Genomic DNA, 19761 nt, shown 5'->3' with positions numbered 1-19761 from the left:
ATCATGTACCTAAGATTAGAATTGTTTATCCCAAACTTATTTGAAAGTTGCTCTAAGCTATATCCTTGTTTTCTAAGTTCATAGATCTGAACTTTATCCTCATAACTCAATTTCATAATAAAACACCCCAAAAGTTAGATTTTTTCTGTCTAACTTTTGGGGTGCAGTTCATTTTTTAGCTGTTGCTTTTTTGAGTTTTTGGATTTTATTTTGTAGGAATAGAAATTTCAATCAATTTATCTGAATAAAGCGTCTTGATATTAGCTTCATCAATATTATCTTTATCGATTTTGCGTTTCATGAAGAAATCTTGGATGGTTTCGATTTCTGGTTCACGAATAGCGCGGTGTTTGTTGGAAATGAGGATTTCATAGTGAAGCGGAGCTTGTGTGAAAACCACATCTGTATTTCCGGCCGAATAGACCTCGACAAGAGTTGCGTCAGTACTTTCTAATTGGCTTTTAACAAGTTGCGAGTGTGAATTAGTCGTGTTGATAAGCTTCATAACAGTTCCTCCGATTTTCTAACTCTATTATAGCACTTTTTGAATAAAATCGTGTATTTTAGTCAATTCCATGCTGGATTTTCCAAGCTTCAATCCCCCATTTGTGGCTACCGCGTTTGAGTTTTTCTATTGCCTCGTCAATAGGAAACCAAGCAATATGATTAAAGTCTTCTAAAGGTTTTTGTACTTCTTGGAAAGAAATGGCTTCGTAGAGATAAGCTGGATTGTAGTAGTAGGTGTCTCGGTGACGAGAGTAGAAATACTCATCAGCTTGTCCGTAATAGGTCCCGATTTCAGCAGTAAAGCCAAGTTCTTCGACTAACTCTCTCCTCAATGCTTCTTGATGGTCTTCGCCTGCTTCAATCTCTCCACCTGGCAAGAACCAAGCACCATTGGGAGCTTGAACTAAAACGATTTGTTTTTTTTCAGGATCAGGAATAACTGCGTAAACACCATAGCGAGGCTGGTAGGTTACATTCTCTTTTTTTTCACCAAAAGTTGGGTTTGCCATTGAACTTTCCTCATTCTCTAGTATCTTTATTATTATCATAATGGACGAGGGGCAAGCTGTCAAGAATAAACTAACGAACTTGTGCAGAAAAAGCTAGTTTGTCTTGGTTGCTATTTTCCTAAATAAACTTTTCAACCCACTCACTTTAACTGGTATAATAAAAGAGAGGTGATTTTATGGCAGAATCGAGACTATTTCGTATTCTATATCTTCTTTTAGAAAAAGGTAGTACAACGGCTCCTGAATTGGCCCGATTGTTTGAAGTGTCTGTACGAACGATTTATCGCGATATTGAGCGGTTGAGTATGGCAGGGATTCCTTTGTATTCGATACCTGGAAAGACGGGCGGAATCTTTTTAATGAAAGACTTTGTTCTGGAACTCATCTTTTTTAAACTGAGAAAGTAAAACTATTATCTTTGTTGATAGGATTTTGGTAACAAATAAAATTATTTAAATTAATTATTAGCAAGGTTAGAATCCATTTTTCGAATCTTCACTGATTCTTGGTTATAATTAGTTTTTTAGGTTTGATAATCAAAGTTTTATATGCTATAATTAATAGATTTAATAAATCTATTTGAAATTCTATTGGATTCAATGACAATATAGAGGAGATATGAAGAATATGAAGAAGATGTTCAAGCCGATTATGGTTTTGGTACTACTATCCGCTTTGAAATTTTTACTTGATAATATGGTTTTTGGTAGTTTTCTTAAACCGATGGGAATAAGTTATAGAATGCTAATTATGCTAGAATCAATAATAGGATTGATTTTCTTAAATAAATATAATGACAGAATTAAAGATGTCAAAATTTCTCTTATTAGATCTTTGCCTGAAAAGGATTGGTTAACGAATCTTCATTTCTATTTCTATAATTTTTATAAATTCATGAAAAATTACAAACTTTTAACATTATTACTTTTGCTATCAAATAGTAATTTATTTACAATTTTAAACAATTTGTATTTGAAATTTGCTGATGAAATTAATAGTTTTGTTCCAGAGTTTATAAATTCTGAACAGGAAAATAAATTTGATATTTTTTTTAATTTGATATTATACCTTAAGAGCAATCAACCTCTTGTTAACTATTTATATTGTTTATATTTTGTAATAATAGTATTTATGTATAAAAATACCATTGATTTTAATGATCTCAAAAATAATAAGTCAAATCATATCTGAACTTTTTGGTGCTATATGAATTAGGTTCTAAAAAAGTTAGAATGAAAAATAAGGAACATTTGAATAAGTATATATTCCAAAGCATGAAAGTCGTTATACTTACCTCCTGTCTTATTTAGATGAGGTGGAAATATTCGAACCCGATCACCTGAAGAAGGAATTTCTTTTTAGATTAGAAACAATTCAAAAAGTTTAAAAGAGTCTGGGACTATTGTCCCAGACTCTTTTTATGAGGATTAGTCTTCTTTTTCAGAAGTAACCTCTTCTGTTTTTTTAGTTTTTTTGGCAGATTTGATTTGAATATTGCCATTGCTTGTCATGACTGCCTTGAGGTCTTTTTCACTTGGGTTTTCAAGGTAGAAGTCAGTGATGGCATCCTCGATATAGTCTTGAATGGTGCGGCGGAGTGGGCGCGCCCCCATTTTTGGATCATATCCCAAGTCAACCAACTTTTCCTTGACCTTGTCTGTCACATCGAGGTGGATATTGTTGCTAGAGAGGCGTTTGTTGACATCCGCTAGCATGAGTTCGACGATTTGGAGAAGGTTGTCCTTGCTGAGAGGTTTAAATTCGATGATGCCGTCAAAACGGTTCATAAACTCAGGACTAAAGAAATTACCGAGTTCACCGAGGACAGAGTTGGTTCGACCCTCACGAGCAGCTCCAAAACCAACACTGGCTTCGGCTTTACCAGTACCGGCATTTGAAGTCATGATAATGATAGCATCTTTAAAGCTAACTGTCCGTCCTTGCCCATCTGTCAAACGACCATCGTCTAAGACTTGAAGGAACATGTGCATGACATCTGGGTGAGCTTTTTCCACTTCATCGAGAAGGATGAGAGAGTAGGGATTGCGACGAACTTTTTCCGTTAACTGACCAGCTTCATCATAGCCGACATAACCTGGAGGAGCTCCGACTAATTTAGCCACACTGTGTTTTTCCATGTATTCACTCATATCAAAGCGAATCATGCTATCAGCAGAACCAAAAAGTTCAATAGCTAGTTGTTTGGAAAGTTCTGTCTTACCGACACCAGTTGGTCCGACAAAGAGGAAACTTCCGATTGGGCGGTTGGGAGTACCAAGTCCAACACGATTACGACGAATGGCTTTGGCAATCTTGTCAACAGCCTCGTCTTGTCCGATAACATGAGCTTTGAGGTCTTCAGCAAGATGGATGAGCTGAGACTGTTCTTTTTCTTTTAGCTCCCCAACAGGGATATTGGTTTTCTGCTCGATGATGTGTTCAATCGTTTTCTCGCTGATGATTGGAGTATCCTGATTGGTCACCTTGTTCTTTTGCATTTCCTTGTACTTGGCAATCTGATCACGGAAGTAGGCAGCTTTTTCAAAGTCTTCCTCTCGTGTAGCTTGAGCCTTGAGATTCTCAGCCTCAATTAAACGCTGGTCAATCACTTTGGGATCAACAAAGTTCAGTGTCAGATTCATCTTTGAACCGGCTTCGTCCAAAAGGTCAATAGCCTTATCAGGCAAGAAGCGGTCTTGGATATAGCGATTGGAAAGATTCGCAGCAGCTTCGATAGCAGCATCAGTATACTTGACGTGATGGTAGTCTTCGTATTTTTTTTGAACTCCTTTGAGGATGATAATTGTTTCTTCGACAGTTGGTTCATCTACCTTGACAGGCTGCATACGGCGCTCCAAAGCAGCATCTTTTTCAATGATGCGGTATTCATTGAGAGTAGTAGCACCGACCAATTGCAATTCACCACGGGCAAGGGCTGGTTTCAGGATATTTCCTGCATCCATATTACCATCGCCAGCAGAGCCGGCACCGACAATTTCATGGATTTCATCGATAAAGAGAATGATATCCTCACGTTTGCGAATCTCTTCCATGAGCTTTTGCATACGCTCTTCAAATTGGCCTCGAATACCTGTTCCTTGAACTAAGCTGACCACATCCAAACGGATGACTTGCTTGCCTTGGAGTTTATGGGGAACATCACCATCAACGATTTTTTGGGCTAGACCTTCCACAACGGCTGTTTTACCAACACCAGGTTCACCGATAAGGACTGGATTGTTCTTGGTTCGACGGTTGAGGATTTCGATAACGCGGATAATCTCCTCATCTCGACCGATAACAGGATCAATATCTCCTCGACGGGCAATCTCGGTTATGTTGATACCATATTCCTCTAGGAGACCTCTTTCTTGGCTAGGAGGTGTTTGAAGTGGGCCACGGTTTTGAGGTCCGTAGCCCCCATTTCCTCCATATCCTCCACCTGATTGAGTTGGAGGAACGTTATTGGAAGAAGGTCTGAAATTGTTCAAATCATTGAAAAAGTCTCCAAAAGGATCAAAGTCACGATTGTTCAAGTCAGTCATTCCTTTAAAGAGGGTATTGTTTGGGTCCGTTTTGATAATTTTATAGCAATTTTGACAGAGGTCAATTTGCTTTTGCTGTCCATTAATATTGGTATACAGATGAATTGTTGAGTCGTTAATTTTACAGTTTTGACAGAGCATACATCTACCTCATTTCATTCTTATCCTTGGCCCAAGAAAAAAGGTCAAAAATAGTCAAAGTTTTATACTCTCATTATAGCATGATTAAGGTGTAAAGCAAGTAAAAAGATTGGGAAGTGATCGTTTTTGTAAGAGAGATTCATGGAGAATCAAGCGACTTTGAAGGTAAGAAAAAATCCCATTTGTAGTGACAAAAAGGATTCTCATTCATAAGGGAGGGCTTCCCCCTGCTATTTTTATATTAGTAAAGGAGTTCGTAGATCTCCATTGCAATCAAATCAATGCTATCAAAGGTATAGGTTTCACGTGCTTCAACATCGCGAAGGGTGAAGAGTGATCCATTCTCTTCGTCATGGCTGTAGGCAACTTCTGCAACAACAACACCCTCACGTTCAAAATTACGTTTTAGATTTCCACCATCTTTTGTCATTGCTTCTAGGCGGTTGATGATTCTAACCAAATGTGATTCCATTATGATTCTCCTCCATTTCTTATCGTTTCTATTTTACCATAAACAAGAGGTAGTTGACTAGAAAAAAACTGTGATTTCTCTCTATTTCTCTATTCTATCAAGTTAATTGTTAAAATCAGAGAAAAAGGATTGCATTTTAATTCAATTCATGTTATAATCATACAATCTAGTACATAGAAAGTTGATTGAATATGAATTTTTCTTTTTTACCAAAGTATTTACCATATTTTAACTATGGTGCTCTGATTACCGTATTGATTTCCATCCTTGTTGTCTGCTTAGGGACCATTATAGGTGTGTTACTGGCCTTTGCCCAACGTTCACGCTTTAAACCGCTTGTTTGGTTTGCCAATGTGTATGTTTGGATCTTCCGTGGAACTCCGATGATGGTTCAGATTATGATTGCCTTTGCTCTTATGCATATCAATGCTCCGACTATTCAAGTGGGAATTTTAGGAGTTGATCTTTCTCGTTTGATTCCTGGTATTATGATTATTTCTATGAATAGTGGGGCTTACGTTTCGGAAACTGTTCGTGCGGGGATCAATGCTGTTCCTAAAGGGCAGTTAGAGGCAGCTTATTCCTTAGGTATTCGCCCCAAAAATGCTATGCGTTATGTTATTTTGCCACAGGCAATTAAGAATATTCTGCCAGCATTGGGAAATGAATTTATCACCATTATCAAGGATAGTTCCCTCTTGTCAGCGATTGGGGTTATGGAGTTGTGGAATGGTGCGACGACAGTAGCAACAACAACTTATTTACCGTTGACTCCCCTTTTATTTGCAGCCTTTTACTACTTGATTATGACCTCTATTTTGACAGTGGCTTTGAAGGCATTTGAAAATTACATTGGACAAGGAGACAAGAAATAATGACAGAAACCTTGATTAAAATTGAAGAACTACATAAGTCTTTTGGGAAAAATGAAGTTTTAAAAGGAATTAACCTTGAGATTAAACGAGGAGAAGTTGTGGTCATTATCGGTCCGTCAGGGAGCGGGAAATCAACCCTCCTTCGTTCGATGAATCTGCTCGAAGAAGCAAGTAAAGGCAGGGTTATCTTTGAGGGTGTCGATATTACAGATAAGAAGAATGACCTTTTTGCTATGCGTGAAAAGATGGGCATGGTTTTCCAACAATTCAACCTCTTTCCTAATATGACGGTCATGGAAAATATAACTTTGTCCCCAATCAAAACTAAAGGTGAAAGCAAGGAAGTTGCGGAGAAGAGAGCGCAGGAACTATTAGAAAAAGTTGGCTTGCCAGATAAGGCGACGACTTATCCGCAGAGTTTGTCAGGTGGCCAGCAACAACGGATTGCCATTGCACGTGGTTTGGCCATGGAATCAGATGTTTTACTTTTTGATGAACCGACTTCAGCCTTGGACCCTGAGATGGTTGGAGAAGTTCTAGCTGTTATGCAAGACCTTGCCAAGTCAGGGATGACCATGGTGATTGTGACTCATGAAATGGGCTTTGCCCGCGAGGTAGCAGACCGTGTTATCTTCATGGCAGATGGTGTTGTTGTCGAAGACGGAACTCCAGAGGAAATTTTTGACCAAACCCAAGAACAACGGACCAAGGATTTTTTGAGTAAGGTTTTGTAAGAGCTCATTTTTAGAAGAAGTGGAGTAGAAATCATGGCATCCAGTAAGGAATATTTAGCCTTTATTCTCGATCAGTTTTCGGAGCTAGAGGAGATGAGTTATCGTCCTATGATGGGAGAGTATATCCTTTATTATCGTGGGAAGGTTATTGGGGGAATCTATGATAATCGTTTGTTATTGAAGCCTGTTAAGGTAGTCATGGATCAACTGGGACGGACTAGGCTTGAACGTCCTTATGAAGGAGCCAAGGAGATGATTTTGCTAGAAGCCCTTGAAGATAAGTCATTTCTAGCGAAACTAATCAAGGATATGTATGAAGTCTTACCGACTCCAAAAGTAAAAAAGAAAACATGATAGATTAATCTAATACAATTAGGCATAAAAGCTCGCTAAGAGCTTTTTCTTATAGTTTTTGACTATAAGGTCCATTAGTCAAGAAGTGTTAGAATGGCAAGTCATTTTTTGTTATAATAGAGGATATTTGATAGAAGAGAGAAGAGATATGACGCAGATTATTGATGGGAAGGCTCTAGCAGCTAAGTTACAAGGACAGCTGGCTGAAAAAACTGCTAAACTAAAAGAAGAAACAGGTCTAGTTCCAGGATTGGTGGTGATTTTGGTGGGGGACAATCCAGCCAGCCAAGTCTACGTTCGTAACAAAGAACGGTCAGCTCTTGCTGCTGGCTTCCGTAGTGAAGTAGTGCGTGTTCCTGAAACTATTACCCAAGCAGAATTGTTAGAATTGATTACCAAATACAATCAAGATCCAGTTTGGCATGGAATTTTGGTCCAGTTGCCTTTACCTAAACATATTGACGAAGAGGCAGTTTTATTAGCCATTGACCCCGAAAAAGACGTGGATGGTTTCCATCCCCTAAACATGGGTCGCCTCTGGTCTGGGCATCCAGTTATGATTCCTTCAACTCCTGCTGGAATTATGGAGATGTTTCATGAGTATGGGATTGATCTAGAAGGTAAAAATGCAGTTGTCATCGGTCGTTCAAATATCGTTGGGAAACCAATGGCTCAGCTTCTTTTAGCCAAGAATGCGACTGTGACTTTGACTCACTCACGCACCCATCATCTTGCCAAGGTAGCTGCTAAAGCTGATATTCTTGTAGTAGCAATCGGTCGTGCTAAGTTTGTGACTGCTGACTTTGTCAAACCAGGTGCAGTTGTTATCGATGTGGGAATGAATCGAGATGAAAATGGCAAGCTTTGTGGAGATGTTGACTATGATGCCGTTGCACCACTTGCCAGTCATATCACGTCAGTACCTGGTGGAGTTGGTCCTATGACCATTACCATGCTCATGGAACAAACCTATCAGGCAGCCCTGCGTACACTAAACAAAGGACTAGGAAGATGAAATTCGTATTTGATCTAGATGGAACGCTGTCTTTTGACTATATGACTATAGATAAGGAGATTAAGCAGGTTCTTTTAAAGGCTAGCGATTATGGGCATGAGGTTGTATTTGCCTCAGCTCGCTCTTATCGAGATTGTTTGGGCTTATTAGGTACTGAACTTAGTCAGCGCTTGGTGATAGGTTTGAATGGTGGCGTAGCCTATCATCTAGGGAAGGCTGTTTTCGAAAGGAATCTCGATGCTAGAGTTTATCAGGCGCTAGTGGATTATTGCCAGACCTATAATCTCCCTTTCTTTGTAGATGATTGCTTTGACTATAGTGGTCAGATTGTGGAGAAGATTCCATTTATTTCCAGTGTGGATCCCCTAAAGGTGGCTCGTTATCAGAAACTCGAGGACTTAGGGACTCCGATTAAGGTAGTCGTTTATATGGGAGACCATGAGGATTTGATTGATGACCTGCTTGGTCAGTTAGAAAGACTAGGGCAGGCTCATCTGTCCTATCATGCCCATGAAAAGTGCCTTTATGTTAATCCCTTGGATACTCATAAGGCGACAACTGTTGAAAAGTTGTGCGGGGAGAACTTTATTGCTTTTGGAAATGACCAAAATGATATTGAACTATTTAAAACATCTCTCTACTCTGTCCAGATAGGCGATTTTGCTGGCCTTAGTCCATATGCAGATGAAACGGTTGAGCTAAAAGGAGAACCTTCTCCAGCAGTAGCAGCTAAAATCTTACAGACTTTTGTGGAATTTAAGGGAAAATAGATAGAAGGAGGTCTGAACCTCCTTTTGTAGTATAATGGGGTGAGAGGTGATTAGATGATTTTAAAAATTTATAATGGAGAATATAGTTTGCAATGGGATGGAATATATCACTTAGCACTAATTGATTATCCAAATATTCAAGAGTGGGAATTAGAAAAAATTGCTAAATTTACAGCTTACGAAAAACTTCATAAACGTCAAACAAGTATCGAGTGTGCTGATTCTTGTTTAAAAAAAGAGATTTTAGATTACATCTCTCAGCATCCCTTTCTTCCACCATTTACCCCTACAGATAAAAGAGTAGCTTCGACTTATGACCTACATAAGAGGCTAGTGACTTCAGACTACTGTAGTCATACTACGACTATAGATGCAGCGATTTCTATTTTTAAAACAGATCAGCTCTTATCTGCTGTGAAAGCCTTTAGGCGAGATGCTGAGGAGTTGGTTTTGGATAGTCGAAATGCTGCATCTGATCCGAAAGATTATTTTGACTATGTCATGTTAGGATGGTCAAATACAAGTTCTGGTTATCGATTGGCGATGGAGCGTTTATTAGGTCGAGCTCCCTCAGAGAAAGAATTACAAGATAAGTTTATTCCTGGGGTAAGTTTTCATTTTATCTATACAGATTTGATTAAAGTTCCTGGTTATATTTTTGATGGTTACCATGCTGTAAAAATTAAGGACATGCTTAATTTATTAAGTGAGTTGTATATTTGCATTATTCCAACTCATAATAAGTGCCAATTTGAAAATATTATTCCAACTAAAATACAAGATAGGGTGCATTATCTTGACTATGCTGGAGAAGACTTAGAAGAGTGGACTAAGAAAGTCTATCAAGTTGTTTTAAAACAATCAGATAAAGGATAGTTGAGGAAAAAACGATGAAAGTGATTAATCAAACTTTATTAGAAAAAGTCATTGTAGAACGGTCTCGTCACAGTCATAAGGGAGATTACGGTCGTCTGCTCTTGCTAGGAGGGACCTATCCTTATGGGGGAGCTATCATCATGTCAGCCATTGCAGCTGTCAAAAGTGGGGCAGGGTTGGTGACTGTTGGCACGGATAAGGAGAATATTCCGGCTCTGCACAGCCATTTACCTGAGGCCATGGCTTTTTCTCTTCAAGACCAGCAATTGTTAAAAGAACAGTTGGAAAAGGCAGAAGTTGTCTTGTTAGGTCCGGGTTTGCGAGAGGATGCATTTGGAGAAGAACTCGTAAAACGGGTCTTTGACAGGCTTGGAAGAGACCAGATTTTGATTGCAGATGGCGGTGCTTTGGGCATCTTAGTAAAAGGCCAGTTACCATTCCCTTTCAGTCAGATCATCCTAACTCCCCACCAAAAGGAATGGGAAAGACTGTCTGGTATAGTTCTTGACCATCAAAATACAGAGGCGACTGCTAGAGCTCTTTCTGCTTTTCCTCAAGGAACGATTCTTGTCGAGAAAGGTCCAGCGACTCGTATCTGGCAAGCTGGTCAGTCTGAATATTATCAGTTACAGGTTGGAGGCCCCTATCAAGCAACTGGTGGGATGGGAGATACTTTGGCTGGGATGATTGCAGGTTTTACAGGTCAGTTTCCACATGTCAGTCTCTATGAACGCGTAGTAGTAGCGACTCATCTGCACTCAGCCATTGCCCAAGAACTTGCTCAAGAACACTATCTTGTCTTGCCAACAGAAATTAGCAAGGCTCTTCCGAAAACAATGAAAACAATATCTCAAAGAGGCAACTGAAATCTTAGTTGTCTTTTTTTGTTTTTACAGTTGCTTTGTTTTTATTGATAAGATTTTCAAATATCTCAGAACCAGCAATCAACTGCTGAACTTACGAGAAATTCTCGCTTTCAAGGTCTTGATTTTTAATCAAACTCACAAATGAAGCGAGATTGTTATCAAAGTTGAGGGGTGTCAAATCATGCTTTTTTTGATATAATTTTTAATGATGAATGCGAGAAATGATCGGTATGTGGTCGTTGATTTAGAGGCGACCAGCACCGGAAGCAAGGCAAAAATTATTCAAGTAGGCATTGTGGTGATTGAGAATGGCGAGATTGTCGATCAGTATGCGACTGATGTCAATCCCCATGAACCCTTGGATTCTCATATCAAAGAATTAACAGGTCTGACCGATCAGCGTTTGGCTGCGGCACCAGAGTTTTCTCAGGTGGCTGGAAAAATTTTTGAATTGGTTAAGGACGGTGTTTTTGTTGCGCACAATGTTCAATTTGATGCCAACCTTCTTGCGGAATTTCTCTTTTTTGAAGGATATGAATTGCGCACACCGCGGGTGGATACAGTTGAGCTTGCCCAAGTTCTATATCCTCAGTTTGAAAAGTACAATCTAGGCATCCTTTGTCAAGAGTTGGGAATTGAACTGAAACAGGCCCATACGGCTTTGTCAGATGCTCAGGCAACAGCAGAACTCTTGCTTTACATGCGTCAAAAACTCTTCGAGCTACCGAAAGGGCTCTTAGAAAGCTTGTTAGACCTTGCAGATAACCTTCTCTACGAAAGCTATCTGGTGATTGAGGAGGTCTATCAGCAACAATCTCTCCTTTCTTCTCCAGAATTGATAGAACTACATGGGCTTTTCCTGAGAAAGGAAAGTCAAGCCTTGATCCCACGCAAGTTATCCAAAGATTTTGCTAAAAACATTTCCTTATTGGGGCTGGAGGAGCGTCCGCAACAGTTGGAATTTGCGGAGAAGATTGAGCACTTATTGGAAGAACACCAGACTTCTTTTATCCAAGCTCAAACGGGACTGGGCAAGACTTATGGTTATCTCCTCCCAGCTTTGAACTTGGAGAGTCAAACAGGGATTCTAGTGAGTGTTCCGACCAAAATTCTTCAAAATCAAATCATGCAAGAAGAAGGTCAGCGCTTAAAAGAGGTCTTCCATCTGGAAATTCATAGTCTCAAGGGGCATCAAAATTATTTAAAACTGGATGCCTTTCACCGAGTTCTCCATCGCCCGGAGTCCAATCGCCTTTTCACACGCTTTAAAATGCAACTGCTCATCTGGCTAACAGAGACAGAGACAGGTGACTTGGACGAAATCGGGCAACTTTATCGCTATCAGCACTTCCTTCCTGAACTAGTCCACGATGGCAAGCTTTCAAAGAAAAGCCTATTTGCTACAGAGGATTTTTGGAAACGAGGGCAGGAAAAAACCAAGACTAGTCGCGTCCTCTTGACTAATCATGCCTATCTGGTCACTCGTTTGGAAGACAATCCAGAGTTTGTCGACAACCGTTTGCTGATCTTGGATGAAGCTCAAAAAATGCTGTTAGCTCTTGAAAATCTAGCCCAGCAGGCTTATCGCCTTGAGGATCTTGCTACTCAAATTGAAAAGTCCTTGGAGACAGAGGAAGATTTGATTCAGAAACGTTTGCTTGAGAGTATTGGTTTTGAATGTCGTTACTTGATGGAGCAGTATCAGTCAGGACTTAAGAATGGAAAGTGGTTGGACTCTCTCGAACAGTTGCACCAACATTTTTCGGAGTTAGCTCTCCCGGAGTATAGAGAGATTGCAAACTTTTTTACGTCGGACCGTGAATTTTGGCTTGCTCCAGCAGAGAAATCTAGTAAGGATGTCCTGATTTGTTCAAGCAAAGAAGGTCGCTTTATACTAGCAGACTTATTGCCAGAAGATTGTCGGCTCCTAGGAGTATCGGCCACTCTTGAAATCAGCAATCGGGTTTCCCTAGCAGATTTACTGGGATTTCCAGATGCTCCACTTGTTAGGCTTGATGTAGCAAAGCAGGAGCAACAAGAAGTTTTTCTAATCAATGACTTTCCTCTCGTTACCGAAGTTTCGCCTTTTGACTATGCGAGTGAAGTAGCTTCTGTCATTCGAAGTTTACAAGCCTTTCAAGAACCCTTATTGGTTTTGTTTACTTCAAAAGAAATGCTGTTGGCAGTTTCGGACCTGCTCGACCAACCGCATCTAGCTCAGTATAAAAATGGGGAACCAAGCCAACTGAAAAAACGTTTTGAAAAAGGCGAACGCCAGATCTTGCTTGGAACAGGTAGTTTCTGGGAAGGGGTTGATTTTTCAACCCATCCTTGTGTAATTCAAGTGATTCCGAGATTGCCTTTCCAAAACCCCCAAGAACCGTTAACCAAAAAATTAAACCAAGAACTGCGTCAAGAAGGGAAGAATCCTTTCTATGATTATCAGTTACCGATGGCTATTATTCGGCTAAAACAAGCCCTTGGTCGTACTGTTAGACGGTCTGACCAAGGTTCGGTTGCTGTAATCTTAGACAGTCGTGTCATCAGCAAGCGCTATGGCAAACAAATCGCTCAAACCTTGTCAAAAGAAAGAACGGTTCGGGTCCTTGCTAGAAGTCAGTTAGAATCTGCAGTAGCAGATTTTCTCCAATCTCGTCGCGATAAAATGAAAGAAAAATCCAAGAAAGAGAAAAGGTAAAAAATATGAAACGTTCTTTCGACTCTCGAGTCGACTATAGCCTCCTTCTGCCAGTATTTTGTCTACTGGTTATTGGAGTAGTAGCTATTTATATAGCAGTTAGCCATGACTATCCCAATAATGTACTTCCAATTCTAGGTCAGCAAACCGCTTGGATTGCTTTGGGGCTTGTCATTGGGTTTGTCGTTATGTTCTTCAATACTGAGTTTTTATGGAAGGTGACTCCCTATCTTTATGGTCTAGGGCTAGCTTTGATGGTCCTACCTCTTGTTTTCTACAACCCAAATCTTGTAGCGTCAACAGGTGCCAAGAACTGGGTATCAATCGGTGGAACGACACTTTTCCAGCCATCGGAGTTCATGAAGATTTCCTATATCTTGATGTTGGCTCGAGTCATTGTACAATTCACTCAAAAACACAAGGAATGGCAACGGACTATTCCCTTGGATTTCCTATTGATTGGTTGGATGATTGCCTTTACCATCCCAGTCTTGCTCCTCTTGGCTTTGCAAAGTGACCTAGGGACTGCCTTGGTCTTTGTAGCTATTTTTTCAGGTATGGTTCTCCTTTCAGGTGTTTCGTGGAAGATTATCGTTCCAGTTTTTGCGACAGGAGTGACTGCAGTAGCAGGCTTCATGGCCATCTTTATAAGCAAGGACGGACGTGCCTTCTTGCATCAGATTGGAATGCCAACTTACCAGATCAACCGCATCTTGGCTTGGCTCAATCCCTTTGACTTCGCACAAACAACAACTTACCAACAGGCTCAAGGGCAAATTGCTATTGGAAGTGGTGGCTTGTTTGGACAAGGTTTCAATGTGTCTAATCTTCTCATCCCAGTACGTGAGAGTGATATGATTTTCACGGTGATTGCCGAAGATTTTGGATTCATTGGTTCAGTCTTTGTGGTTGCCCTGTACTTGCTTCTTATTTATCGGATGTTGAAGATTACACTTAAGTCAAACAACCAGTTCTACACCTATATTTCGACTGGATTTATCATGATGTTGCTCTTCCATATCTTTGAAAATATCGGTGCCGTAACAGGCCTACTTCCTTTGACAGGGATTCCCTTGCCCTTCATCTCTCAAGGGGGCTCCGCAATTATTAGTAACCTTATCGGAGTCGGTCTCCTCTTGTCTATGAGTTACCAGACCAATCTAGCAGAGGAGAAAAGTGGAAAAGTTCCATTCAAACGAAAGAAAGTCGTCTTAAAACAAATCAAATAAGGAGGCCACTATGGCAAAAGTAGCAGTTGTCTTAGCTCAGGGTTTTGAAGAAATCGAAGCCTTGACAGTAGTTGATGTCTTGCGTCGAGCAAACATTTCCTGTGATATGGTAGGGTTTGAGGAGCAAGTAACAGGTTCACATGACATTCAGGTAAAAGCCGATCGTGTTTTTGATGGTGATTTATCCGACTATGACTTACTAGTCCTACCAGGTGGTATGCCTGGATCAGCAAATCTACGGGATAATCAAGCCCTCATTTCTGAGATCCAAGCCTTTAACCAAGAAGGAAAGAAGATTTCGGCTATCTGCGCTGCCCCGATCGCCCTCCATCAAGCAGGTGTTTTAAAAGACAAGCGCTTTACCTGTTATGACGGTGTTCAAGAGCAAATTACTGACGGGATTTATCAAAAGCAAACAGTGGTTGTAGATGGTAATCTAACAACCAGCCGAGGACCGTCAACTGCCCTTGCCTTTGCCTATGAGTTAGTGGCGCAATTGGGAGGAGATGCAGAAAGTTTACGAGTTGGCATGCTCTATCGAGATGTCTTTGGAAATCAGCAGTAAAACGAGAGTTCGGCTCTCGTTTTTGCTTGGAAAAATCTAGGAAATCATCGCTTTTTTCATAAAAAAATGGTATAATGAAGGGTATGAAATATCACGACTACATATGGGATTTAGGTGGCACCCTATTGGATAATTACGAGACTTCTACAGCAGCCTTTGTAGAAACCTTGGCCCAATACGGAATAGAGCAAGAACACGACCGTGTTTACGAAGCCTTGAAGGTTTCGACAGCTTTTGCCATTGAGAAGTTTGCCCCAGATATCGAGGATTTTTTAGAGAACTACAAAGAAAATGAAGCACGTGAGCTAGAGCATCCAGTTCTGTTTGAGGGAATTCCAGAGTTACTCAAAGATATCTCTGACAAGGGTGGTCGCCATTTCTTGGTTTCTCATCGAAATGACCAAGTTCTGGAACTTCTTTCTAAGACCCGGATAGCCAACTACTTCACAGAAGTAGTGACTGCCAGTTCCGGTTTTAAACGAAAACCAGATCCTGAGTCCATGATTTATTTACGTGATAAATATCATATCTCATCAGGTTTGGCCATTGGAGATAGGAACATTGATGTAGAAGCAGGTAAAGCTGCAGGCTTAGATGCCTATCTTTTTGACAATGTTGCAACATTGAGACGAGCAATAGACATGTAAGAAAAAGGAAAAAAATGACAGAAGAAATCAAAAACCAACAGGCACAGGATTATGATGCCAGTCAAATTCAAGTTTTAGAAGGGCTTGAAGCCGTTCGTATGCGCCCAGGTATGTATATTGGGTCGACTTCAAAAGAAGGTCTTCACCATCTAGTCTGGGAAATTGTTGATAACTCTATTGACGAAGCCTTGGCTGGATTTGCCAGTCATATCCAAGTCTTTATCGAACCTGATGATTCTATTACCGTTGTGGATGACGGTCGCGGAATTCCTGTTGACATTCAGGAAAAGACGGGACGTCCTGCTGTTGAGACAGTCTTTACGGTTCTTCACGCTGGAGGAAAATTTGGCGGTGGCGGATATAAGGTATCAGGTGGTCTTCACGGTGTGGGTTCATCAGTAGTAAATGCCCTCTCAACGCAACTAGACGTTCATGTTCACAAAAACGGTAAGATTCATTACCAAGAATACCGTCGTGGTCATGTTGTTGCTGATCTTGAGGTCGTTGGAGGTACGGATAAAACTGGAACAACAGTTCACTTCACGCCGGATCCAGAGATTTTTACAGAAACAACGACTTTTGACTTTGACAAATTAAACAAACGTATTCAAGAATTAGCCTTTTTGAACCGAGGACTTCGAATTTCAATCACAGATAGGCGTGAAGGTCTCGAACAAACCAAACATTATCACTATGAAGGTGGGATTGCTAGCTACGTTGAATATATCAATGAGAACAAGGATGTTATCTTTGATACGCCAATCTACACAGACGGTGAGATGGATGATATCACAGTTGAAGTAGCTATGCAGTACACAACTGGTTACCACGAAAACGTCATGAGTTTCGCCAATAATATTCATACCCATGAAGGTGGAACACATGAGCAAGGTTTCCGTACAGCACTGACGCGTGTTATCAACGATTATGCCCGTAAGAATAAACTGCTAAAAGACAATGAAGACAACCTGACAGGGGAAGATGTTCGTGAAGGTTTGACTGCTGTTATCTCTGTCAAGCATCCAAATCCGCAGTTTGAAGGACAAACCAAGACTAAATTGGGAAATAGTGAAGTAGTTAAGATCACCAACCGTCTCTTTAGCGATGCCTTCTCTGATTTCCTCATGGAGAATCCTCAGATTGCCAAGCGCATCGTAGAAAAAGGGATTTTAGCTGCCAAGGCTCGTGTAGCTGCCAAGCGTGCGCGTGAAGTCACTCGCAAGAAATCTGGCTTGGAAATTTCCAATTTACCAGGAAAACTAGCAGACTGTTCTTCAAACAACCCTGCTGAAACAGAACTCTTCATCGTTGAGGGAGACTCAGCTGGTGGATCAGCTAAATCTGGTCGAAATCGTGAATTCCAAGCTATCCTGCCAATTCGTGGTAAAATCTTGAACGTTGAAAAAGCTAGCATGGATAAAATTCTTGCTAACGAAGAAATTCGAAGCCTTTTCACAGCTATGGGAACAGGTTTTGGAGCAGAATTTGATGTCACTAAAGCTCGTTACCAAAAGCTTGTTTTGATGACCGATGCTGATGTCGATGGAGCCCACATTCGGACCCTCCTTTTGACCCTGATTTACCGCTACATGAAACCAATTCTAGAAGCTGGATATGTCTATATTGCCCAACCGCCAATCTACGGAGTAAAAGTTGGAAGTGAGATTAAAGAATACATCCAGCCAGGTGCGGATCAAGAAATTAAACTCCAAGAAGCCTTAGCACGTCATAGTGAAGGGCGCTCAAAACCAACCATCCAACGTTATAAAGGTCTGGGAGAAATGGACGACCACCAACTGTGGGAAACCACTATGGATCCAGAACATCGCTTGATGGCACGTGTTTCAGTAGATGATGCAGCAGAAGCCGATAAAATCTTTGATATGTTAATGGGTGATCGAGTTGAACCTCGCCGTGAATTTATCGAAGAAAATGCTGTTTACAGTACGCTTGACGTCTAAAAATGTGGGAAATAGTTCCCATGACATAAAAAATATGATATAATCAATACGATTGTTTCTAGTATAAAAGGAGTTTGATATGTCTAATGGACAACTAATTTATCTAATGGTTGCGATTGCAGTCATTTTGATTCTAGCATATGGAGTAGCTGTTTTTCTCCGAAAACGAAATGAGGGTAGATTAGCAGCCCTCGAAGAAAAAAAAGAAGAACTCTACAACCTTCCAGTAAATGACGAGGTTGAAGCGGTTAAAAACATGCATTTGATTGGTCAAAGCCAAGTAACCTTCCGTGAGTGGAACCAAAAATGGGTTGATTTATCGCTCAATTCTTTTGCTGATATTGAAAACAATTTGTTCGAAGCAGAAGGGTATAATAATTCTTTTCGATTTTTCAAAGCAGCACATAAGATCGATCAAATTGAAAGCCAAATTGGCTTGATTGAAGAAGACATTGTTGCCATTCGCGACGCTCTTTCAGAACTTGAAAAACAAGAATCTAAAAATAGTGGACGTGTTCTGCACGCTTTGGACTTATTTGAAAGTCTACAACATACGGTAGCAGAAAATTCAGAACAGTATGGTGAGGCGCTACCTGAAATTGAGAAGCAATTGGAGATGATTCAATCGGAATTCTCTCAATTTGTTACCTTGAACTCATCAGGTGATCCAGTTGAAGCTGCTGGTATTTTAGATGATACTGAAAATCATATTCTTGCTTTGACACATATGGTTGAGCGTGTTCCAAGCCTTGTAACAACCTTATCAAAGGAACTTCCAGAGCAATTGGAAGATCTTGAAGAAGGTTACCGTAAGTTGTTGGGAGTTAATTATCATTTTATCGAGACGGACATCGAATCTCGTTTCCAAATTTTGCATGAATCCTTGAAGAAAAATCAAGAAAATATTAAACGCTTGGAGTTGGATAATGCGGAGTATGAAAATACGCAAATCCAAGAAGAAATCAATGCGCTTTATGCTATCTTCTCACGTGAGGTAGCATCTCAAAAGGTAGTGGAAGGTTTACTTGAAACCTTACCAACTTATCTCAACCATATGAAGGAGAATAATCAAGTTCTTGCTCAGGATATTGAGCGTCTAACTAAAACATATCTCCTTCCAGAGAGTTATGGAAATCATGTTCGTCGTCTTCATGCCGAATTATCAGAGCTTGAAGTACGAATCATGGAAGTGATTGAAGACCAAGCTGAGCCAAGTCAAGCATATTCTATTTTAGAGGAGCAGTTGCAAGAACTTCAAAACACTCTAAAAGATATCGAAGATGAACAAATCTCTGTTAGTGAGCATCTAGCGCAAATCGAAAAAGATGATTTGAATGCCCGTCAAAAGGCTAATGTCTATGTAAATCGATTGCATACTATTAAACGCTATATGGAAAAGAGAAACCTACCAGGTATTCCTCAAAGTTTCTTGAAACTCTTCTTTACAACAAGTAACAATATAGAAGATTTGATGGCTGAATTGGAACAGAACCGAGTAAATATTGAATCAGTCAATCGCATTCTTGAGATTGCTACAAATGATATGGAGGCTTTGGAAACAGAAACCTACAATATCGTTCAATATGCAACCTTGACAGAACAACTTTTGCAATACTCAAACCGTTACCGTTCATTTGATGAACGTATCCAAGAGGCTTTCAACGAAGCGCTTGAAATTTTTGAAAGAGACTTTGACTACCAAACTTCATTTGAGAAAATTTCTCAAGCCTTGGAAGTTGCAGAACCAGGAGTCACAAATCGATTCGTCGCTTCTTATGAAAAAACACGTGAAGCAATCCGCTTCTAAGATTCAAAAAGCTTAGATTTGAACTGCACCCCAAAAGTTAGACAGAAAAAATCTAACTTTTGGGGTGTTTTATTATGAAATTGAGTTATGAGGATAAAGTTCAGATCTATGAACTTAGAAAACAAGGATATAGCTTAGAGCAACTTTCAAATAAGTTTGGGATAAACAATTCTAATCTTAGGTACATGAT

Annotated in this window: 18 protein-coding genes and 3 pseudogenes; 16 read left to right on the top strand and 5 right to left on the bottom strand. The window is 40.1% G+C overall.

Going from position 1 to position 19761, the window contains the following annotated elements; translation table 11 throughout:
- From DF216_RS10135 to DF216_RS10125, 3 genes and pseudogenes are all read right to left on the bottom strand, one after another.
- Positions 1-116, bottom strand: a pseudogene (locus tag DF216_RS10135) (transposase); the annotation flags it as partial.
- 89 nt (positions 117-205) lie between these two features.
- Positions 206-505: a DUF1827 family protein gene (locus DF216_RS10130; RefSeq protein WP_129326764.1), complete on the bottom strand. Its 300-nt coding sequence runs from the start codon at positions 503-505 to the stop codon at positions 206-208.
- Positions 506-563: 58 nt separating this feature from the next.
- Positions 564-1016, bottom strand: coding sequence for an NUDIX hydrolase (locus DF216_RS10125; protein ID WP_129326763.1), 453 nt, complete (start codon positions 1014-1016; stop codon positions 564-566).
- Between the two features lie 176 nt (positions 1017-1192).
- Between DF216_RS10125 and DF216_RS10120 the strand changes: the two are divergent.
- Positions 1193-1408 (top strand): annotated as a pseudogene (locus DF216_RS10120) (helix-turn-helix transcriptional regulator); the annotation flags it as partial.
- A gap of 235 nt (positions 1409-1643) precedes the next feature.
- Entirely contained in the window at positions 1644-2207 is a 564-nt protein-coding gene (locus DF216_RS10115) for a hypothetical protein (RefSeq protein ID WP_164979041.1), read from the top strand.
- 236 nt (positions 2208-2443) lie between these two features.
- On the opposite strand, the gene DF216_RS10105 is transcribed toward DF216_RS10115, so the two are convergent.
- A complete protein-coding gene (locus DF216_RS10105) occupies positions 2444-4702 on the bottom strand; it encodes an ATP-dependent Clp protease ATP-binding subunit (protein WP_129326760.1) in 2259 nt (752 codons plus the stop codon).
- A 241-nt stretch (positions 4703-4943) separates the two neighbouring features.
- Positions 4944-5174: a DUF1797 family protein gene (locus DF216_RS10100; protein WP_000443577.1), complete on the bottom strand. Its 231-nt coding sequence runs from the start codon at positions 5172-5174 to the stop codon at positions 4944-4946.
- Between the two features lie 191 nt (positions 5175-5365).
- Between DF216_RS10100 and DF216_RS10095 the strand changes: the two genes are divergently transcribed.
- The 14 genes and pseudogenes from DF216_RS10095 to DF216_RS10030 all read left to right on the top strand — a co-directional run.
- Positions 5366-6049 (top strand): amino acid ABC transporter permease, encoded by a 684-nt coding sequence (locus tag DF216_RS10095; protein ID WP_129326759.1) that lies wholly within the window; start codon positions 5366-5368, stop codon positions 6047-6049.
- Complete coding sequence (locus tag DF216_RS10090) at positions 6049-6783, top strand: amino acid ABC transporter ATP-binding protein (protein ID WP_129326758.1); 735 nt, start codon at positions 6049-6051, stop codon at positions 6781-6783. The genes DF216_RS10095 and DF216_RS10090 overlap by 1 nt, the downstream gene beginning before the upstream one ends.
- A gap of 33 nt (positions 6784-6816) precedes the next feature.
- Positions 6817-7137 (top strand): TfoX/Sxy family protein, encoded by a 321-nt coding sequence (locus DF216_RS10085; RefSeq protein WP_129326757.1) that lies wholly within the window; start codon positions 6817-6819, stop codon positions 7135-7137.
- A 148-nt stretch (positions 7138-7285) separates the two neighbouring features.
- A complete protein-coding gene (locus tag DF216_RS10080; RefSeq protein WP_206280070.1) occupies positions 7286-8152 on the top strand; it encodes a bifunctional methylenetetrahydrofolate dehydrogenase/methenyltetrahydrofolate cyclohydrolase in 867 nt (288 codons plus the stop codon).
- Positions 8149-8922, top strand: coding sequence for an HAD hydrolase family protein (locus DF216_RS10075; protein WP_129326755.1), 774 nt, complete (start codon positions 8149-8151; stop codon positions 8920-8922). The genes DF216_RS10080 and DF216_RS10075 overlap by 4 nt, the downstream gene beginning before the upstream one ends.
- Before the next feature lie 54 nt (positions 8923-8976).
- On the top strand, positions 8977-9798 hold the full coding sequence (locus tag DF216_RS10070; protein WP_125828353.1) for a phosphate ABC transporter ATPase: 822 nt from the start codon (positions 8977-8979) through the stop codon (positions 9796-9798).
- Positions 9799-9812: 14 nt separating this feature from the next.
- Positions 9813-10664 (top strand): NAD(P)H-hydrate dehydratase, encoded by an 852-nt coding sequence (locus tag DF216_RS10065; protein ID WP_125828352.1) that lies wholly within the window; start codon positions 9813-9815, stop codon positions 10662-10664.
- Positions 10665-10872: 208 nt separating this feature from the next.
- Positions 10873-13362: a bifunctional DnaQ family exonuclease/ATP-dependent helicase gene (locus DF216_RS10060; RefSeq protein ID WP_164979042.1), complete on the top strand. Its 2490-nt coding sequence runs from the start codon at positions 10873-10875 to the stop codon at positions 13360-13362.
- 5 nt (positions 13363-13367) lie between these two features.
- The gene (locus tag DF216_RS10055) at positions 13368-14591 is read left to right on the top strand and encodes an FtsW/RodA/SpoVE family cell cycle protein (RefSeq protein WP_129326753.1); all 1224 of its coding nucleotides are present in this window, start codon (positions 13368-13370) and stop codon (positions 14589-14591) included.
- A gap of 10 nt (positions 14592-14601) precedes the next feature.
- Entirely contained in the window at positions 14602-15156 is a 555-nt protein-coding gene (locus DF216_RS10050; RefSeq protein ID WP_129326752.1) for a DJ-1 family glyoxalase III, read from the top strand.
- An 83-nt stretch (positions 15157-15239) separates the two neighbouring features.
- Positions 15240-15803, top strand: coding sequence for an HAD-IA family hydrolase (locus tag DF216_RS10045; protein WP_346427539.1), 564 nt, complete (start codon positions 15240-15242; stop codon positions 15801-15803).
- Positions 15804-15817: 14 nt separating this feature from the next.
- Positions 15818-17764, top strand: coding sequence for a DNA topoisomerase (ATP-hydrolyzing) subunit B (gene gyrB, locus DF216_RS10040; RefSeq protein WP_129326750.1), 1947 nt, complete (start codon positions 15818-15820; stop codon positions 17762-17764).
- A 79-nt stretch (positions 17765-17843) separates the two neighbouring features.
- A complete protein-coding gene (gene ezrA / locus DF216_RS10035) occupies positions 17844-19571 on the top strand; it encodes a septation ring formation regulator EzrA (RefSeq protein WP_129326749.1) in 1728 nt (575 codons plus the stop codon).
- 74 nt (positions 19572-19645) lie between these two features.
- A pseudogene (locus DF216_RS10030) lies at positions 19646-19761 on the top strand (transposase); the annotation flags it as partial.

It is taken from the genome of Streptococcus oralis (genome assembly GCF_004127215.1).
In the GTDB taxonomy this organism is placed as follows: Bacteria; Bacillota; Bacilli; order Lactobacillales; family Streptococcaceae; genus Streptococcus; species Streptococcus oralis_BD.
This window is presented reverse-complemented; position numbering and strand designations above follow the sequence as displayed.

What these genes read in the sequence shown, in the direction of transcription:
- DF216_RS10100 (WP_000443577.1), bottom strand. Translation starts at nt 5,174, where the DNA reads ATGGAATCACATTTGGTTAGAATCATCAACCGCCTAGAAGCAATGACA.
- ezrA (WP_129326749.1), top strand. Translation starts at nt 17,844, where the DNA reads ATGTCTAATGGACAACTAATTTATCTAATGGTTGCGATTGCAGTCATT.
- DF216_RS10095 (WP_129326759.1), top strand. Translation starts at nt 5,366, where the DNA reads ATGAATTTTTCTTTTTTACCAAAGTATTTACCATATTTTAACTATGGT.
- DF216_RS10105 (WP_129326760.1), bottom strand. Translation starts at nt 4,702, where the DNA reads ATGCTCTGTCAAAACTGTAAAATTAACGACTCAACAATTCATCTGTAT.
- DF216_RS10065 (WP_125828352.1), top strand. Translation starts at nt 9,813, where the DNA reads ATGAAAGTGATTAATCAAACTTTATTAGAAAAAGTCATTGTAGAACGG.
- DF216_RS10060 (WP_164979042.1), top strand. Translation starts at nt 10,873, where the DNA reads ATGAATGCGAGAAATGATCGGTATGTGGTCGTTGATTTAGAGGCGACC.
- DF216_RS10055 (WP_129326753.1), top strand. Translation starts at nt 13,368, where the DNA reads ATGAAACGTTCTTTCGACTCTCGAGTCGACTATAGCCTCCTTCTGCCA.
- DF216_RS10115 (WP_164979041.1), top strand. Translation starts at nt 1,644, where the DNA reads ATGAAGAAGATGTTCAAGCCGATTATGGTTTTGGTACTACTATCCGCT.
- gyrB (WP_129326750.1), top strand. Translation starts at nt 15,818, where the DNA reads ATGACAGAAGAAATCAAAAACCAACAGGCACAGGATTATGATGCCAGT.
- DF216_RS10050 (WP_129326752.1), top strand. Translation starts at nt 14,602, where the DNA reads ATGGCAAAAGTAGCAGTTGTCTTAGCTCAGGGTTTTGAAGAAATCGAA.
- DF216_RS10045 (WP_346427539.1), top strand. Translation starts at nt 15,240, where the DNA reads ATGAAATATCACGACTACATATGGGATTTAGGTGGCACCCTATTGGAT.
- DF216_RS10085 (WP_129326757.1), top strand. Translation starts at nt 6,817, where the DNA reads ATGGCATCCAGTAAGGAATATTTAGCCTTTATTCTCGATCAGTTTTCG.
- DF216_RS10090 (WP_129326758.1), top strand. Translation starts at nt 6,049, where the DNA reads ATGACAGAAACCTTGATTAAAATTGAAGAACTACATAAGTCTTTTGGG.
- DF216_RS10070 (WP_125828353.1), top strand. Translation starts at nt 8,977, where the DNA reads ATGATTTTAAAAATTTATAATGGAGAATATAGTTTGCAATGGGATGGA.
- DF216_RS10130 (WP_129326764.1), bottom strand. Translation starts at nt 505, where the DNA reads ATGAAGCTTATCAACACGACTAATTCACACTCGCAACTTGTTAAAAGC.
- DF216_RS10125 (WP_129326763.1), bottom strand. Translation starts at nt 1,016, where the DNA reads ATGGCAAACCCAACTTTTGGTGAAAAAAAAGAGAATGTAACCTACCAG.
- DF216_RS10080 (WP_206280070.1), top strand. Translation starts at nt 7,286, where the DNA reads ATGACGCAGATTATTGATGGGAAGGCTCTAGCAGCTAAGTTACAAGGA.
- DF216_RS10075 (WP_129326755.1), top strand. Translation starts at nt 8,149, where the DNA reads ATGAAATTCGTATTTGATCTAGATGGAACGCTGTCTTTTGACTATATG.